This is a genomic window from Candidatus Nitrosocosmicus sp. R (assembly GCF_054408505.1).
The window spans coordinates 1,018,702-1,036,673 of the sequence record NZ_CP167090.1 but is presented as its reverse complement, the minus strand read 5'-3'; the positions used below and the strand labels follow the sequence as shown (position 1 = coordinate 1,036,673).

The following is a 17,972-nucleotide window of genomic DNA, read 5'->3' as shown; positions in this document are numbered from 1 at the left end:
CAAATCGATATGTGGGCGATTTTTCTCAAAATTCATCAAACAAATCGAGCATCAAATAGGAAATTATTTTATCGGCACCAGCCCTTCTTAAACTTTTGAGATATTGAACTATCCATTCCTGTTGGTCAATTTGGTCTATTTTTGCTCCTTCTTTGAGTAAAGCATACTCACCCGAGACATTCTGAACCACCAGAGGGACATCCACTAGATTTTTAGCTAATCTTACCAAATCCATATACCAAAACGAAGGTTTTATCATTACCCAATCCGATCCCTCTTTTACATCATGTAAAATTTCCCGCATTGATTCACTAGGATTGTTAAAATTACTTTGATAACTTGATTTATCTATAAAGCTAGTATTATGATAATTATAATTACGAAATGGCGAGTATAGACAAGAATTATGTTTTGCAGAATAACTCATAATTTTGACTTTTTTAAACCCGCTCCTCTTTAACAAATTGGAAAGGTACAAAATTTGACCATCCATCATTGACGATGGGGCTATGAAATCGGTCCCACTTTCGCAAAGGCTCAATGAAATTTTTCCAAGAATATTTAAGGTCTTGTCATTATCTACTCTAACTATATGTTTAGGTTGGTTAGTATCTTCTATTGTGCCATTAGTGACACCACAATGTCCGCTAGTATTATATTGGCACACACAAACGTCTGATAGAATGTTAAATTTTTTGCCAAAAGTTTTTTTAATTGTTTGAATTGCCTGCTGAATCACACCATTCCTATTAAAAGCTTCACTTCCCAGGCCGTCTCTTTTTTTTGGTATACCAAATAACAACAAGTTAGATATTTTTAGCTGAGCCAATTCTTCAAATCTATTGATTAATTTTTTCGAAAATACCTTTGAGTTGTTCATGTATCCAGAATTTAAGCTTTGTTTGTAAGCGTGCTCGTTCTCATATACGAATACTGGAAAAATGAGATCTTCCTGTATACAGTCAAGAAATGTCAATAGATTTTTAATAAGTGGGTCAAATGATTTATTAAATCTAACTGATAGGAATAGAAAATATGGCATCAGTATAAACTGTTGTGAAATATCTTCTTTGATAAAATCCTAATATGTGATCAGTATGCAGCGCCTGAAGCCCTAAAAGATTAAATCCATTCATTTTGGCATAAGTTATTGCAAAATTTAAAAGGCCTGTAGCAATACCCATATTTCGAAACTTCTGATCGGTGCCTAAGCAGTATAACCCCAGGACGTCATTTGTAGGGAAAAGCAAGCAGCATCCGACCGGTCTTAAATTGTGCCCATTTGTTTTACCTTGGAGTTTTTGTTCATACAAAATAAATTTACTTTCTCTAAAATTATCTCTTTGCAGACTAGTTCGAATAGTGGTTCTTCTTTCTGTATCGATTTCAAATGAAGTTGAATAAACATCTAACCATCCTTCGAATTCATCGACGGACCTGACCACCTTGCAAGTTTCTCCATTAACTACTGGTTCTTGTTTTTTAGATTCATTTTTTGAAAGGAATTTTTGACCCTCTATGATGTTAACCAATCCTGTCAATTTATCAATTTTTCTCAAGCCGTTCTGTTCAAGTATCGATTTAAGGAATGACAGGTTATCATTGATATGAATATAAACATCAATATCCTGTTGTTTGGAAATTTCTTTTAGTCTTGACATGATTGTTGAAATGCATTTCTTATCAAGTCTTGAGTCCTCAATTCCAACAGTCAAAATCACTCGATTAAGAAAATAGTCGCCTTTTAATTCACGATTAGCTAAAATGCGAAAGGAGTCAAAGTTAATTGTCTGATTGCTCCAACTCTTACAAAATTCAATTTCATTTGATTTCAGGCTATCAATGATACTGTAATCCAAGTAAATCAGTCATCTTCTTAACATAACTAGCATTTTCAGAAGATCTAATACACTTTCTTATATAACTGATTGCGGTTTTTGTATCATAATTATTATCCAAAATTCTTAAAAACGCGGAAAACTTATGTGCATCAGATTCGTTCAATGTTTCTACTAATTTTCCGTTCTTGACGTACTCCGATGCAAAATACGATGAAATTTCATTATCTACAACAATAGCCTCCGACAATTTCTTTTCGTCAAAACTAAAATCTTTGTCGTAGTGTTCACCCAAAAAAAGTATTTTTAGAGAATTTGGAGAATATTTGTTTAGAAAGTCACTGATGGCGATTGTATTACCTCTAGAATTAGACATCTTTTCAGAATTGATCTTTAAAATACCTATGTGAATCCACATTGGTTTTTTTTTACTTTGATGGCTGGTCCCTTGTATTTGATGTGAAATTCTGTAAATGAATTCATGGTGAGGGTAGACTAACTCGCCTGCCCCTCCATGTATATCGTAGTGATTGTCAAAAAGAGATTTTATTATTTGAAAATCTTGAAAATGCCATCCAGGGATCCCGCTAACTAAATTCCTAAAATAAAATTCGGAGCGCTCGTCGCCCTTAATAGATAGTTCATAGAAATTCTCAGCATTCCAAAGCATAATATCTTTTTGATCCAGTTTTCCTGGTGCGATATCAATTGGCATATTATCCAATTCCCTGAGTGTAAGACCAAAAGGACTCTGGATATCTGAATCTATTTTAAGATAAATATTGCCACCATACGAGTAAGCCTTTGTGAGTTCAAGTAATTTTATTATTTGGTTCATCATTTGAACCTGAAAGCTAGACACCCTGGTGAAGGTGAAATTGTTAATAACTTGTAATTTTTGTAAGTCTTTTATCAATTGGGTTAGATGACGCATGGTAATACTCTCAAGTGAGATATTATCATTATCATTAGCTGTCTTGATTTTAGCAAATATTTTGGGATCGACATCAGTCAATTGTACTATGGTAATAGGAGACTGTCCCAAACATTTGTAATAATTAATTAAAAAATTAAAAAAAATAAAAATTCTAGCATGCCCCAAGTGGCTTTTTTCATACAGAGTTGGACCACAGATAAAAATTTTCAATTTTTTGAGTGTTTTATTCAAATTGGATGTTTTATTCAAAATAGGAACACTAAATTATTCTACTCATATTAAGTAATGAGAAATGGCAAAGAACTTCAAATAAATGCCTCTAAATGTTTTCGGTCATTGATCCTTAATGTAACCAGTCTTAATGTTACTAGCGTTTGTGTTGTTATACCTTATCAGAGTTTTTACTATCATGTAAACATCTTCTTTATTATTACAAATTCGACCTATTTTTATACAATCCCTTATATCCCTGGATTTCAGTTTATTCCAAACTAAGTGCGCAATCAGGGTTGAGACTTCAAAATCCATATTACACTCAATTGCTAAAATGTGGTTTGCTATCTTTTCAAAAGTAGCGTAATCATATTTCCTAAAATAAAGCACAAAGAAACGTGATAAAAGTGGAGTCAAAAGTTTTTTTTCGTCATTACAAGATGCAAAAACCCACGTCCTCATGATTGATTTTCGAGTTTTTTCATATTTGGTTTCGCTTAATATTCCAGTTTCCATTAAACTAAGCAATGCTGCTTGATCTTTAATTGCCATGTATTCAATTTCATCGATTATTAGATTTTTTGGTCTGTTATTGAATAAGTAATCTAACATTCCTGCTTTTGTACTGTGACTGCCCAATGTAAAATAGGAACGAGACAGTTTCATACATTCCATCAAGAATAGGGTTTTAGCAGAACCGGGAGGACCTACCAGCAAAATATGAACTGGTAACGATGAATTAAAAGCATAATTAAAAATTTTTTTAATGTCCTCATATCCCACTATGTTTGCAAACAACGTTTCTGGTGATTCTTTAGTATTTTTTTCAATCAACCTTTCCTCCAAATTTTCAGGCTTACTTTCATACTCGGTCTTTTTCCTGATCCTAACCTTTTTACGGTTACTGATTGAATTCATTCCATTCTCTTGTATACTAGTAGAATGGTCTTGCATGAATTCTAATAATCAGTAGTCTATAAAAATATACTTGTAAATTCAGGTTTTTTATTTTTACTAGTATGGATTTTAGACTTTGCAACAAAGTCCACTATCTTTTGGTAGAGCCCAACATACCAATCTTAAAATATCAAGTAGTGTTTATATTTTAATCATATAGCGTAATTCTTTTGCCCTCCTGATAATGTAGTAAAATATGGTGCCGATGCAATAGCAAGTCCATATGCATTAATCGAAATACACAGAATCTAGTAATTCTAGAAAAGTACATCTAATCCAGGTTAAATATTGAAATGCTGGTGTTGATTAAATAAACTATATAAATTTTTTGGTCGAAGGCTTGTCAAATTATTTTGTATAGATCATTCATACAGAATTAACAAATAATATAACAACCACTCAATTGACAATATTTGTTAAAAAAAATTAAACCGATCGTATTGGTAACAAGACCTATTCCACATGCGGGTTTAAAAATCTTAGAGACTCACTGTGACTTGATTGTAAATCAAAGAATGGCTCCTCTCAGATATCCGGATTTATTGAAAAAAGTGAAGGGTGTAAATGCAATTTTGTGTTTTCTTAACGATAAGATTGACAAACAAATAATGGATGCTGCTGGTCCATCACTTAAAGTAATAAGCACCTTCAGTACGGGCTATGAACATGTCGATGTTTTAGAAGCTAAGAATAGAGGGATAAGGGTAGGTTATACTGGAGACATACTTACCGAAACGACGGCTGACTTAGCAATCGGGTTGATGCTTTGCCTTGGTAGAAGATTAGTTGAGGCTGACAGATACCTCAGAATAGGCAAATGGAAATATGGTTGGAATCCCGATCTTATGATTGGAAGGGATTTGCATCATAAGACATTGGGAGTGATAGGCTTAGGAAAAATCGGTAGTGCAATTTGTAGGAGAGCAATGGGATTTGGAATGAAAATATTATTTACAAAAAGGAATTTTGATTCAAATGAATTTAGGAAAAATAAATCATTCTACAAGCTAGAGTATTGCAATTTACAAAGACTTGTTTCGGATTCAGACTATATTGTAATTAGTTGTACCCTAAATGAAGATAGCTACCATTTAATAGATTATGAAAAGATAAAAATGATGAAAAAGAATACTTACTTAATAAATATATCCAGGGGAAAGATCATTAAAGAAGGTGATTTGATTCGTGGATTAAAGGAGAAGCTGATCGCAGGAGCCGGCCTGGATGTTTTTGAAGATGAACCAATCCGCCGTAACAATCCGCTAATTAAGATGAAAAATGTAGTTCTATTACCACACATAGGGAGCGCGAGTATCGATACGCGAAATAAGATGTCAGAAATGGCAGCTTCTAATATTATTCACGTATTGAAAGGTCGTCAAGACAAGGCATTGCTATTAAAATAATAAACCCGCCATCTAGACATCTAACCTTTTGATCCGAACCTCTTCCTCATCCTCTCGGGTGCCCTTGATACAGTCTGTGTGAATTATTCTTATGTTTGTCAAACTTATCTTTCCCGAAGGAATAGTATTCTTTTTTTGTAGTAAATGAAACTTCTTCTCCAATAAGGCCCTGTGATCAGAACAGGTTACTCCTATCATAAATTTACTGTTGTTGTCAGTTTTATCTTCTACCTCGATAATGAATTCAGGAGGAAGAGGGCATTTGATGCCGTCTGATACAAAAGAGCAATGTTCAGGGATCAACTACTAAAATAATCCACATAATCCATTTAAAGTTCTTTGTTTCTTTTAATAACAATTATGACTTGCCACAGTATTCTTTCAATGGACAAAGCCAGAGGAAACTATTCAATAAATCAAAGACTAATATTAAAGACCCAGTAGCCATCCAACGCTTTTCAAGCACTTCTGTATGCCTATCATAATCTATAAAGGTCTTAGAATGCAAAATCTTCTCACTATTTAATAATTATTAATCAACTATTTGACAAATTTGCTAACACCCTAAACCGCATTTTGTTAGACTTCAGATGACAAATAATTCGTATTTATTCTTCAACTCAAAAGCTCTTGCAAATCATCTCATCGTAGAATATGCTTACACTAAAGTTAGTCTTTTTCACTATTTCTCTCATATATTGTGTTAATAGCCAGGTTTCAAAAACTTTTTAATTTTGTATTACAATAAATAGACCAGTTGTAAGTGATCCTAAAACCAGAATGAGATAATTCTGTGATTAAGGTAATATGTTAATGACATTTTTGATTCCATAAATAATGTTTCTAAAGCTGTAAGCGCAAGTAATTATTATTGGATCTCTATAAAGTTCCATAAAGCGATCCAGTTATCTCAGTAGTTTAATGGAAGAGAAATATTTCCTGACATTGATGAAAATATGTGTAATTAAATCTAGATATTAAGATAACAAAACATATACGATTTATAACGTTTCATGTAATTATATAATCGTATCTAGAATGGATCAATTTAATAATAATCTAAATAAGATAACCCATAAAATATCAGAAGAAGGTCCGCCAATTTTGGAACAATTAATTGAAAAGTTAACTGGAAAGGGTGCAGTAGTTACATATTCGTTTGATAACCTCAAGATAGAAATGCCAAAAGCTCAAGGTCATGAATGGTGCCAGATTTGCAGTGGCAGCCTTACTGTGAACGGTAAAATTAGAATATCTGCGGAAGTTCACGGTAAAAACAACGGAAGCTTTGAGGAGAAGAAAGGTAAAGAAACCCCAAGTAGAGAGGATATTCAAGGCTATGACAGCAATAATTAAGTCAACTAATGATATTAATCAGTCTGAATTTTATGACAAGCAGGCCCTTAGAGGCCTTCCAACATATAATTGAGATTTGATTGGATTGACAGACATTGACGACAAGAAGATTGGAAAGTCCAGCAATTCTTTGATTGACAAGTTAGCAAAATCAATAAAGACTATAAAAAGTGGAAAATTACATATTGAAATCCAGAATAAATCAGCCGTAGATATCGTTGCTACTTCCGACAACCAATCAAACAAAATTAGTATCGACATACTAGAACCGGAATTGTTTGATTTCCTTAAAGGAAGCACTAACGATACCTCCAAACATAAAGTTTTACCACATGGTAGGGAGAACGAAAGCTCGGTTGATAAAATATTGGATAAGCTGGATGGGGCTAAGGAATTCATTCACTCCATGACAGATAAAGAATCAAATTTCCAACAGCAGTTGGATTTAGCCAAGAATTTTGCCCATACTTTAACAGAAAATAGCATGACTTTGGTATTAATGCGGAAGGGAAAGGAGGCAATGATATTGGGAAAGGAGGCAAAACCAACTTTATCGAAAATTATTTCAGGTAGCGATGATTTACAAGTTGTAAGTGTAATTGAATCTTCAAAGCTTATTGGTGACATTAACCCGGAAAGCTGATCTTACAACCACTGCGACAATCAGTAAAAGATTCATTGAGAGTTTGTGAAGATTGGACTTACATAATTATAGCGTCACAATGATGGTGATTCACGGGTCTTGCTGAGTTCCCAAGATAATGCTTAATTCGTATACGGTCATCTTTACTGCTTAACCTTCGTTACACCGTATGCCAGATAACTTGGTTATTAGAGTGAACACTGATTCGAAGGGTGGAAAAACTAGAATAAATTGGCATTACATTTAACTAATACCAATAAAATATTTTAGTAACGACCTAAAAATTCTATTCACCGTGAAATCAGAAAAAAGGACCCTACGCTCTCGAGAGTAACTACAGAAAGGTTCTACTCATATGCTGCCTGTGGGGGAAGAGGGTATATCAATGAAGTTACTAATGGATTTTTGAAAGAAAGGCATTACATTAATCTTGAATATATAGGATTTAAATTATTAAACTTCATGATTTAATCACACTTAAGGATGGTGGACCCATCAACACAAATGCTATTATGACGATATATTTGGAGGGATTAGTGAAGTAATGAATAAGTCACTTGATTTATCCACAGATTTCGAGTAATGTTGCATGAAACTATCAATATATAATGACATGACATCCAAACGATTGATGTAATTGTTACAATACTAATGGTTAGTAATAAAGTAGATTCAAAATCTAATTTTAGAAAATTTTTAAATGTGGCTGAGACAGGATTGCGGGCAAAATTATCGAGAGGTCTAAATTGGTAAGAAATCAAATCTGTAGTAGGCTGATTTCTGCTATTACTGGAATAATTGCAACTAAATCTACTTATGAAAGTAATATAAATGAAATAATCGATTTGACCTAAGGAGACAAAAGAATAAGTAAACGGTTTTTGACAAAAACGACCATTGGAGTGGTATCTAATAACAGTTTTTTACATAGTGGATTTCATTTTACAAATAGGACAGACGTTACTGATGGATAAATAGATACAATAGTAATAAAAAATCCTGACACATTTCAAAATCCTACGGAAATTAATAAACATAAAAAAAGGGTGAGATGGCGATTACAACCGAGGACGATATTATCTATAGTCAATATCAAACTGTTGTGTAATTAACAGAAATTCATGATAGAATGAACGTTACTGTTGAAGGAGAACCTATGGAATTTTGCCGGTTTTGTTTACACTATATCAACAGAGTTTAACTATTCGATAATGACTTCTGTACAGATATGTTTTTTCTGTAATAGTTTATTTTATTACCTGCCAATGGTAATAATATGTGTAATTAGTTGACAAAATGGAACAGTCGGCAGGTTGTCTCAATAGGAGCAGCATCCTTGGTCCCGTTTCTTTGGGATTGTTGTAAGGTAGTCACTAGGGCTATTAGATGGATCACTCCTTATATAGAATGTTACTCTAGAATTTTCAAACATGGTCAAGACCGGTTTAGATAATATCAATTTGTCTAAAATGTGCCCAGTGTTTATTGGAGGAACGGATCGGACATGCGAAGCATTTAACAACTATTTGGATATGGAAACTGTGCAAGTCCCATTTTACAATGAATTCTTCCGTCTGAGGACAAACATCTGTCAATCCAGTATAAGTAAGATTGGTGTGTCACGATTATGAAATTAATTAGAGATGAAGAGAGAACCCAAAATATTTTGGTTATGCAGGCGGTTATTTTTCAGCCTATATTGCTAATGTGTTTGAAAGGCTCTCCACTCCATAATATATATTTGAATATTCAAAGAATATTGCCCATTTCAGATGAATTAATAAAAAAATATTTGTTTTACCTCATTGAATATGGCTTGATATCGTATAACGGTAACTATCACTCATATTTTTCGAGTGATTCTGGATTAAATCTATTATTAAAAATAGAACGTAAAAAATTAATTGAGAAGATTACTACTAGCGAGATTCTTTTGTATTTGGAGTAACCTGAGCCAAATCCCGATAAATCAAATGATATTTATGATAATGTTAGATATAGCATTTCAAAAACTCTAAACGACTTTAGGATTCAGGGCTTAACAATAATTAATAGTGCCTAGTTGTGTATAGATTCTTTAAAGTATATTTTTTCTTCCTGCCAGAGTAGTACATCTTTCTACTCATCCTGTCCTTTGGTTTTGGTATTTCTTGCTCTGTACCGTCTAAAAGCCATAAAGCCTGGAAGGTACTGCTCAACTTCCTCCTCTGGTCTGTTCAATCTTGTAGTCATCTGATAGTTTTTGAGGAATGGTAGACTACCTTATCAAGCCATCAATCTTTTGAATGTCTCTACATACGTTACTCTGGTCTAAATCAAACAGATATCCTCTGAAGGTCAAGGTTAAGGTCAAGGTATAGGTTATGTATGGTTATAGTAAACCAAAATCATGACAAACCTGTTTTTTTATGTCTAGATTAAACTACCTTCATCCTGCTCCTACTGCTCTTTCTCTCTTTTTCTATCTTTTCTGCGAGACAGAAAACGTTTTATCATGTTTGGTATTTTGATTCCATCGTTTGATAGATGTCATCAAACTGTTTGATTAAAAGACCAGTGAACGATTTGAAAAGTAAGTAATGGTTTTGTGGATAACCTTTCATACCATACGATAGCAAAAGAAGGAAGGACATAGGCTTATCTAAAAGATAGAAGGACACAAAGCTGTTTGACTAATTATGTAAGATCTAATAATTAATATTGTAAGATAATTAGGATTTTTAATAAAAACCAGCAACAATTATGAACCATGTTAAATATCGGTCAAACGATTATAAAACATCAACCTAGTTTTTTGATATTATAAAAACCCTACAAAAACATGCAGATTCCCTTTTGTCTTTATCTTTATAATTTGGTTAACATACTATTAGTATATAGTCACAATCTGGTTAATGAATTGAATTTTATTATCGGTAGTAGTGGGAATAATTTTGCATATATGAGAAAAGTTAACCTGTGTCACTTGCGACACATCCATTTAATTAATTTTCCTTAATATATCTATATACGGTTACAGTTATAACCAAATCAAACGGTCAACAACATATTCAACCTCATCTGCAATACGAATATCGTTTGATTTTTCTTCTTGTAACTTTTTAAAATAATTTAGAAATTGCGATATATTCACACATCTTTTCGTAAAAGCTGTTTGGAGTAGTTACGCAAGAGATCTTATAATTATCATTTGAACTTTATAGGTTGCAGAGCAGGGGTTATTAAAATTCTTAGTTTCGCTTCCTTAGTGTATTTAGCTGAACTCGTGTGACCAGAAACAATTTCCTAGTCAATATCGATATTAAAAACGGTTAAATATTGACTTGCTAGAGTATTCGATATGCCAGAACCTACGTCTATAATGGTCATTGAAGACGAAAGGGAACTGGCTGCATTATTTAAGGCATTTTTAGAAAATATGGGTTATGATACAGTAACCTTCACTGACCCCTTAATGGCACTCGAATTTTTTAAGCAAGGGACAAAGGAGATTTCATTGATACTAACTGATCTACGTATGCCACAGATGTCAGGAATAGAGCTTGCTGCTGAGATTAGAAAAATTAATGCTAAGATCAAAATCATACTGATAACAGCATTCATGGTTGAGGATTTATTGTTAAGTGAGACGTACAAGCTAGCCAAGATAAACGAAATTGTTCAAAAACCAGTCAAAATTGCAGCATTAAGAGAAATCATTGATAGTGTATTACAACAATGAAAGTAACTAAGTTATGTTAATACTATGATATTAGGATTAATTTATTAGTTAAAAGTTCATTATTGGTTATATATTTGATCAAGTGAATGACCATAATATTTGACTCCATGTTCTCTTAAAGAAATTAATTTATCAATCTATCATTTAATTTGAGATTGATTTAATAAAAAAAATCTGTTTATTTTAGGCCATCTATTAACTGAAGGTATTATTTAATCAAAGTTTGAAATATTTTTCTAATTTTATTTATGATAATAAAATGAATTTTTTTTGATAGTAAGGACAAATGTCAACCCTGACTGTTTTATCAAGGAAGATAGTTAGTCCATTTGACGGATATGCCCTAATGAGTAGGCCCTTTATGTTCCAAGCTGGCGGGATCAGCATATATTCTATTATTCACACTAATTTATATTATTGAACGGAAGTTTGTTGGTTAAGGTTGAAAGGGATTTTGTTTGACATGGATGGCGTACTAATAGATGCAATGCCATTTCATGCAGAAGCTTTTCAAATCGCATTCAGAGAAATAGTTAAAGTTGAGATTGACAAAAGAAATGTGTTCTTACTTGAGGGGATGCCTAGCCCCGTACTTATTCAGGAAATTTTCAAACGAAACAATCTCGAATCACCAGATGGGAACCTTGTAGAAAAAATTAGTAATCGGAAAAAAGAATTATTTGAAAAGATCCATAGAGCAACAGCATTTCCTGGGGTAAAAGAATTAATTGGCTCACTCAATTGTGAGAATTGCTTAAAGGCTGTAGTGAGTGGTGCATCTAGGAAAGAGGTAGAATTCCTCCTAGAACAAAACAACATTGATAAATTTGATTTGATCCTATCTGGAGAGGAATTGGAAGAGGGAAAACCAAATCCTGATCCGTTCAATACGGCTCTTTCTAAACTAAAACTAAAACCTTCTGAAGCCCTAGTTGTCGAAAATTCACCACTAGGTATTGAATCTGCCGTGAAGGCCAACATCGAGTATATTATTACACTCAATAATACTCCACTTGAACTCACAGATTTTCATTGTATTCCAAATGATAATGATTTTGTCATTAAAAGAGTTTACAAAGATACTCAATCAGCTGGAAAATTTCTGATAGATTGGTGTTGTCATAATGATAGGATACCTATGACTCAAATAAAGAATAAAAATCCTTAGACATCTATGCTTACTTATAAGATCTAAGGAAACCTTATTGTATAATTACTTTTGTTAATAGTAGATAATTTGCTAAATGATATTTCGAAGAATTTGATAATTACAAAGAAATCAGAGTATTAATGAGACATTTTGACCATATTCTTTCAGGTCGAGATTAATACCGATGGTTGTCCAAAATTGTCAGACACTTTTGGTATTAGCAGACGTTGTCAAACATCTAACTGAATTGGCTATGCGTTCTAATTTATCATGAATTGGAAAGTCAAACAAGTTAACAAAGGTTGAATTGTTATGAGAGAGCAAGAATAAATCAATTTTCCTCTCCTAAGAAATGGTTTTGATAAATCTCTTAGAAGATAAAGTAACGATAAGAAAAGGTCAAGATATTCAATTGATGGTAAATATCTGCTTATAGCGCGATCTCAAATACTAATCCAATCTCTGCATTAGATTTCAAGCCATTAATTTAAATTATAAAAGATAATTACATTTTGAGGCATATGCGACTTGCTACAATTAGAAGGGGGTTTAATGAATCTTGGAAGAGAGAAAAGTGTTAAAGAAAATTTCAAGATTTTTGAACAAAGAGGTTAGGTCAAGAAACGCTAATTGTGTTGTCATTGGAATTAGCGGTGGGATAGATTCGACTGTTACGACATATCTCTCAGCACAAGCTTTGGGATCTGACAAGGTATTCGGCCTGTTACTTCCGGATTATTCTGTAACTCCTAAGGTTGATGTAAAACATGGATTAGAAATCTCCAAAAAATTGAACATTCAATATGAGTTAATTGATATTGGTAAGGGTAAAAATCATATAATAAAGAATTTCCCTCGGAACAAGCTAGCAAAAGCGAATTTTCTGGTGAGATTAAGAATGGCAATTCTCTATTACTATGCCGCCGTTATGGGAGGCATTGTGGTTGGAACTGCAGATAAGAGCGAATTGCAACTGGGTTACTTCACAAAATATGGGGATGGAGGAGCAGACATTTTTCCAATAGCAGACCTTTATAAAACAGAAGTTAGGAAAATTGCCAAGTATATTGAGGTACCACAGTATATTATTGAAAAACAAAGTAGTGCAAGGTTATGGAAGGGACAGACCGCCGAAGGTGAAATCGGAGTCTCATATGAAACTATTGACAAAATTCTTGGTCAAATAAATTTTGACAAGATATTGAAAAATTGTCCAGTCCCTAAAATAGTGGGTGTGGATCAAAAAGATATTAGAACCGTTATTGAGTGGATAAGAAACAATAGACATAAACATGAGTTACCAATCCCTAGGTGTAAACTAAATCTTCAATAATAGATACGTTCTTTTTTTCAAGACCTTATACCTTTTTTGAGATAACCTCAACAAAATAATTCATTTAATATACGTACCAATATATATGAACATCTTTTAAAAATTGAATGTTTAGATTAATTAACATATAAATTAGCATGAGAACGACGTCAACTTTTCAAACCCTCTAGATATTCTATTATCACATAGAGGGTAATGATAATAACTTCCTGAAAATTTAATTATGCAGGATATATCAAATACACACAGAAACTGGTTTAAATTCATTAGATAACCATTAAATCATATTCAATGAGTTGTTCGAATGGACAGGTTTCTTTTCAATTTCAGCCGTTATCGGCTTCCACTAAGATCATTTCATTGTTTATCTCTATTGCGATACTCTTTTGTTTTAAAATCATTCTGAGTTCGTTTGCCAGTTTTATCAAGCTCTTTTCGTTTAGTTTATTCTTATGTACTTCTACCCGAACATACTTTGTGGGTTCGATTTTCTTTTCAAAATAACCATCAAACTCTATAAGAGTCATCCCTTCAAACTCGCCAGATAACTTTTTTACAACTTCAAGGTATCCTTCTATTCGGGGTAAATAAAATTTTATTGAATTTCTCAGTTTCTGTACTCTGAAGCCCTTTAAATTTTTGGTCATAATACATTTTCTAATACATTGTAAATAAGCAGATATGGTATCTATTTCTCTTTTTGCAAAAGTGCGATCCTCTTCCTATTTTATGCTTTTTTTTATGATGATTATTGGAGTCTATCTGAAACCAGAACGGTATGTGCTTTTAAATTATAAGACATAAGCACAAGATAAAGAATAAAATCCTTTCTTAAATCAGCATAAGGTCAACAATAAGGAACGTACCGATGAATAGCATGCTTAAATTTGAGTTTATTTAAGGAAATTCTAACAATAGTGTTACATTTGTCGGTTTGGATTGCTGTAATATAAGGGTTAGTATGACAAATAATAATTACTTTTATACAACTAATCGGAAGACGACGCAGTATAAATAATACTTTCGCTGCACCCCTACAAATGTCATTATGATAATCGAGATAGCCAGATCTCAAGGTTTAGACAAGGCATAATACTGGAGTGAGTGTCTTAAAAAAAGACCAATCGCATAGCTATTTAAAATAGTATGAAAAAGGCCGGTATCAATGCACATTTAATTTTAATTATTCCATGTATTTATATATTAATTGCATATTTTTGATTATAAGTGAAATGGAGAGTTGATAAAATTAACAGGTTCTTCAAAGATAGTTATTTGAAATATTACAATACCTTTTCCTTAAACAAGAATTTATTGATATCAGGGATTTCAGGTTTCGTGCTTAGTTTAGTCGTTTCACACATTTCAGCTGAATATTCTATCGATTTTGTACTAAACTCAGCTTTGACAGTTACAGCTGGTTATCTTACTTACAAATTAATTTTTGCGATTCTCTTTCACCTAGACAACAAACAAAGATATACAAAGAAATTAACTGGAAAACTAAACATTCAAAAATTCAAGCAAATTCTTATCAAAATGTTATTCGCTAGCTCTATTTTTGATATTGTAAATAACATCACGAGATTCATTCTCATGGTTCAGCTGCTAAAATTGGAATATTCGGCAATAGAATCGACAACTATCTCTTCTATAATTGCTTCCGTATTGTCATATACCGTCATAAATATCATTGTTAGATATATGCATGTTTTTGGCTCAAAGAAAAAATAGTTATTTGTGGCAATAGATCGTCGATGATATATTCTAGTATCGTTGCAGTATCTGACATGAACTCTCCCCCCCATTTTCAGGATATGAATCAATGAACAAGGCAGACAAGAGTATGCGACAAGTCAAAAAATATGATAGAGTACATCATAGAACGTAGATTATTTAAAAAGTATTGTGTGCACCTAATTTGATTTCAATTACAAAAGTTTACAAAGATAGAGCCAAACCAAATGCAACTCCTGCAGCTGCAAGCACAATTAGGATAACACCTATGATAGCCAAAACAATTCCTAGAATTCTAGCAATTCTTGCGGCTACTGGTGGTAACATTCCGGCTATCGCATATAGTATGATTCCTATTATCAAAACAATTATTCCTCCAACTAAACTCATATTTTTTTAATATACAAAAAAGGTTATTAATATCTAGTATAATGTATTTTCAAGTTTATTATTTTGCTTGCAAGATTCGCTAGTATGACTCACTAGCTTAACGTTTTTGAGACAGCAACGTTATTATACGATGTTGTATATGAGAACAAAAACGTATTCTCGTAATAGTATGCCTAATCTCTTTTTAGTTGGGAGTAAATGTAGAGGCGAATATTACTCGACAACCGACACGTCTGTTTTAATTCATCCGGCTTAGGTTTGATCATTTGAAAGGACATGGTTACGATCCTTTTTTCGCATCCTTAAGCATTTATTGCCTTTATTACAAAATCTCGCTTTCTACTTTAAGGATCCGCAAATATGAATAGGGATTCAAACCTATAACTCATACTTTTAATAAACAAATCTATCCATGTTTCGCATCTTTGTTGTTGAAGCTATCAAGTGGTGTATAATCGATCTCAAAACATAAAAAACCCAGTGAATAATATAGGAAGTTTATTTGTATCTAGCTAGCATGTTTAAATATTTATCCAGGAAAAACCACAATATATTACTCTTAATTTAATTTTTGACCATATGCCTTGTATCACCAGTTTGTCAAAAATTGAGATGACTATTTGATATTTTGAGTTCACTTTTAAAAATCCCCAAAAAGCCTTTGAATTTAATTTAAAAATGGATTTTTTCCCGCTTAAAGTCTGTTGCTTGCTAATTTCATTAATGATTTCGTAACGTGTAGAGTAAAGGAGCCGAGTATCAATGAGACTTTCGAATTTTTATTGGTTGTCACTATCTCCGTGCATGTATGCATATTGCTCAGCTATCCAATTTAATGACATATAGAAGCGGGTTCGGTGACTTTAATAATAGATTTATTACTAATCTAGGATTGAAGTTTATTAACTCCTAAATAATCCTGGAATTAGAGATTATCTAAATCTAGGAATGTTTTCTTATATTATTCAAATCATAAGTAAATTAGATCCAAAATAAACTACGACTTTATATCATGTTAACATTCTTGATATGTGAAGTCACTAGTATATCATGGAGCTAAAGATGTCCGAATCGATGACAAACCAAAACCTCAGATTAAGGATAGAGAAGATATCATATTAAAGGTAACATCTTCAGCAATTTGCGGCTCTGATTTGCATCTTTATCATGGGGTGGCTCCTGGAATGGAACCGGGTCAGACTTTAGGTCACGAATTCATGGGAGTAATAGAAGAAGTTGGTCCGGCAGTGCACGAAATTAAGGAGGGAGACAGAGTTGTAATTCCCTTTAACATAAGTTGTGGACAGTGTTGGTTTTGTAACCGGGGGTTTTGGTCACAATGTAATAGATCAAACCCTAAAGGAGAAGTCGGGGCTGCTTTCGGTTACACTCAGTTGTTAGGGGGTTATGATGGTGGTCAAGCTGAGTATGTCAGGGTACCCTTCGCAAATACTGTTGCATCACTCAAAGTTCCTGATAGCATATCTAAAGATGAACAAGTTTTATTTCTTAGTGATATACTTCCAACCGGATACTTTGGGGCTGACATGGCTAATGTACAGCCAGGCGATGATGTGGCAGTTTTTGGTGCTGGTCCTGTTGGGTATTTTGCAGTTATGAGTTCCTTTCTTAGAGGAGCTGCTCGAGTCTTTTCAATCGATCATCTAGATGAGCGCTTGTCAAAGACTAAGGATTTAGGGGCTGAAATCATAAATTTTGATAAGGACAATCCTGTTGAAGTACTCCATAAAGAATCCAGAGGAAAGGGAGTCTTATGCATTGATGCAGTCGGATTTGAGGCTGTTGGTCATACATCAGGTTCAGGTAATGGTAACACTTCTGGTGGCATCCATGATCATTCTAAGGTTTCCGACCCCATTTATGAACCTGCTAACCCAATCCAGGTGCTTGATTGGATGTGTCAGAGTGCTAGAAAATTCTCTACCCTATCGGTTCCTGGAGCTTACAGCTCAACCTACGACAAATTTCCTTTTGGCCAAATGTGGAACAAAGAACTATCTATTAGACTTGGACAATGTCCTGTCAAGAAATATAATGAACAACTACTGCATTTAATTGAAACTGGCAGAATAGATGCTACCAAAATAATTAGTCATACAATGAAACTTGATGAAGCTCCGAAAGCTTATGAGATTTTTGACAATAAGGAACAAGATGCGACAAAAATAATATTCAAACTATAGATAGAAAATCTATTGAGAGTTATACCTTTCCAACTGATATTCAGTAAGAGAGTAGCTAGTAGGTTTAGTAATACTTATGCTACAAGT

17 protein-coding genes are annotated in these 17,972 nt (G+C 33.1%); 9 read left to right on the top strand and 8 right to left on the bottom strand.

The window, feature by feature from the left end; genetic code table 11:
- Positions 1-25 precede the first annotated feature (25 nt).
- The 4 genes from hemB to AAGU22_RS05340 form a co-directional block, all read right to left on the bottom strand.
- A complete protein-coding gene (gene hemB, locus AAGU22_RS05355) occupies positions 26-1,042 on the bottom strand; it encodes a porphobilinogen synthase (RefSeq protein WP_458721190.1) in 1,017 nt (338 codons plus the stop codon).
- Complete coding sequence (locus tag AAGU22_RS05350; protein ID WP_458721189.1) at positions 1,014-1,859, bottom strand: GNAT family N-acetyltransferase; 846 nt, start codon at positions 1,857-1,859, stop codon at positions 1,014-1,016. The genes hemB and AAGU22_RS05350 overlap by 29 nt, the downstream gene beginning before the upstream one ends.
- Positions 1,840-2,985, bottom strand: a complete 1,146-nt coding sequence (locus AAGU22_RS05345) for a hypothetical protein (protein ID WP_458721749.1) — start codon at positions 2,983-2,985, stop codon at positions 1,840-1,842. Before AAGU22_RS05345 ends, AAGU22_RS05350 begins: the two co-directional genes overlap by 20 nt.
- Positions 2,986-3,108: 123 nt before the next feature.
- Complete coding sequence (locus tag AAGU22_RS05340; RefSeq protein ID WP_458721188.1) at positions 3,109-3,906, bottom strand: AAA family ATPase; 798 nt, start codon at positions 3,904-3,906, stop codon at positions 3,109-3,111.
- A gap of 452 nt (positions 3,907-4,358) precedes the next feature.
- Here AAGU22_RS05340 and AAGU22_RS05335 point away from each other — a divergent pair, with 452 nt between their 5' ends.
- On the top strand, positions 4,359-5,351 hold the full coding sequence (locus tag AAGU22_RS05335; protein ID WP_458721187.1) for a 2-hydroxyacid dehydrogenase: 993 nt from the start codon (positions 4,359-4,361) through the stop codon (positions 5,349-5,351).
- A 12-nt stretch (positions 5,352-5,363) separates the two neighbouring features.
- Here AAGU22_RS05335 and AAGU22_RS05330 read toward each other — a convergent pair whose 3' ends face one another.
- Complete coding sequence (locus AAGU22_RS05330; protein ID WP_458721186.1) at positions 5,364-5,654, bottom strand: hypothetical protein; 291 nt, start codon at positions 5,652-5,654, stop codon at positions 5,364-5,366.
- Between the two features lie 735 nt (positions 5,655-6,389).
- On the opposite strand from AAGU22_RS05330, the gene AAGU22_RS05325 reads away from it, so the two are divergent.
- From AAGU22_RS05325 to AAGU22_RS05315, 3 genes are all read left to right on the top strand, one after another.
- Entirely contained in the window at positions 6,390-6,707 is a 318-nt protein-coding gene (locus AAGU22_RS05325; protein ID WP_458721185.1) for a hypothetical protein, read from the top strand.
- An 85-nt stretch (positions 6,708-6,792) separates the two neighbouring features.
- On the top strand, positions 6,793-7,350 hold the full coding sequence (locus tag AAGU22_RS05320) for a hypothetical protein (RefSeq protein WP_458721184.1): 558 nt from the start codon (positions 6,793-6,795) through the stop codon (positions 7,348-7,350).
- Positions 7,351-8,977: 1,627 nt separating this feature from the next.
- Positions 8,978-9,298, top strand: a complete 321-nt coding sequence (locus AAGU22_RS05315) for a hypothetical protein (RefSeq protein ID WP_458721183.1) — start codon at positions 8,978-8,980, stop codon at positions 9,296-9,298.
- A gap of 100 nt (positions 9,299-9,398) precedes the next feature.
- On the opposite strand, the gene AAGU22_RS05310 is transcribed toward AAGU22_RS05315, so the two are convergent.
- Positions 9,399-9,548, bottom strand: coding sequence for a transposase family protein (locus AAGU22_RS05310; RefSeq protein ID WP_458721182.1), 150 nt, complete (start codon positions 9,546-9,548; stop codon positions 9,399-9,401).
- 1,142 nt (positions 9,549-10,690) lie between these two features.
- On the opposite strand from AAGU22_RS05310, the gene AAGU22_RS05305 reads away from it, so the two are divergent.
- The 3 genes from AAGU22_RS05305 to AAGU22_RS05295 all read left to right on the top strand — a co-directional run bounded on the left by AAGU22_RS05305 (position 10,691) and on the right by AAGU22_RS05295 (position 13,554).
- The gene (locus AAGU22_RS05305) at positions 10,691-11,071 is read left to right on the top strand and encodes a response regulator (RefSeq protein ID WP_458721181.1); all 381 of its coding nucleotides are present in this window, start codon (positions 10,691-10,693) and stop codon (positions 11,069-11,071) included.
- Positions 11,072-11,513: 442 nt separating this feature from the next.
- Entirely contained in the window at positions 11,514-12,239 is a 726-nt protein-coding gene (locus AAGU22_RS05300) for an HAD family hydrolase (RefSeq protein WP_458721180.1), read from the top strand.
- Positions 12,240-12,795: 556 nt separating this feature from the next.
- A complete protein-coding gene (locus tag AAGU22_RS05295; protein WP_458721179.1) occupies positions 12,796-13,554 on the top strand; it encodes an NAD+ synthase in 759 nt (252 codons plus the stop codon).
- A 326-nt stretch (positions 13,555-13,880) separates the two neighbouring features.
- Here AAGU22_RS05295 and AAGU22_RS05290 read toward each other — a convergent pair whose 3' ends face one another.
- A complete protein-coding gene (locus AAGU22_RS05290) occupies positions 13,881-14,201 on the bottom strand; it encodes a hypothetical protein (RefSeq protein ID WP_458721178.1) in 321 nt (106 codons plus the stop codon).
- Between the two features lie 580 nt (positions 14,202-14,781).
- On the opposite strand from AAGU22_RS05290, the gene AAGU22_RS05285 reads away from it, so the two are divergent.
- Entirely contained in the window at positions 14,782-15,288 is a 507-nt protein-coding gene (locus tag AAGU22_RS05285) for a hypothetical protein (RefSeq protein ID WP_458721177.1), read from the top strand.
- A gap of 207 nt (positions 15,289-15,495) precedes the next feature.
- On the opposite strand, the gene AAGU22_RS05280 is transcribed toward AAGU22_RS05285, so the two are convergent.
- On the bottom strand, positions 15,496-15,681 hold the full coding sequence (locus tag AAGU22_RS05280; RefSeq protein WP_458721176.1) for a hypothetical protein: 186 nt from the start codon (positions 15,679-15,681) through the stop codon (positions 15,496-15,498).
- Positions 15,682-16,712: 1,031 nt separating this feature from the next.
- Here AAGU22_RS05280 and AAGU22_RS05275 point away from each other — a divergent pair.
- Complete coding sequence (locus AAGU22_RS05275) at positions 16,713-17,885, top strand: zinc-dependent alcohol dehydrogenase (RefSeq protein ID WP_458721175.1); 1,173 nt, start codon at positions 16,713-16,715, stop codon at positions 17,883-17,885.
- Positions 17,886-17,972 lie beyond the last annotated feature (87 nt).

What these genes read in the sequence shown, in the direction of transcription:
- AAGU22_RS05305 (WP_458721181.1), top strand. Translation starts at nt 10,691, where the DNA reads ATGCCAGAACCTACGTCTATAATGGTCATTGAAGACGAAAGGGAACTG.
- AAGU22_RS05325 (WP_458721185.1), top strand. Translation starts at nt 6,390, where the DNA reads ATGGATCAATTTAATAATAATCTAAATAAGATAACCCATAAAATATCA.
- AAGU22_RS05280 (WP_458721176.1), bottom strand. Translation starts at nt 15,681, where the DNA reads ATGAGTTTAGTTGGAGGAATAATTGTTTTGATAATAGGAATCATACTA.
- AAGU22_RS05340 (WP_458721188.1), bottom strand. Translation starts at nt 3,906, where the DNA reads ATGAATTCAATCAGTAACCGTAAAAAGGTTAGGATCAGGAAAAAGACC.
- AAGU22_RS05315 (WP_458721183.1), top strand. Translation starts at nt 8,978, where the DNA reads ATGAAATTAATTAGAGATGAAGAGAGAACCCAAAATATTTTGGTTATG.
- AAGU22_RS05290 (WP_458721178.1), bottom strand. Translation starts at nt 14,201, where the DNA reads ATGACCAAAAATTTAAAGGGCTTCAGAGTACAGAAACTGAGAAATTCA.
- hemB (WP_458721190.1), bottom strand. Translation starts at nt 1,042, where the DNA reads ATGCCATATTTTCTATTCCTATCAGTTAGATTTAATAAATCATTTGAC.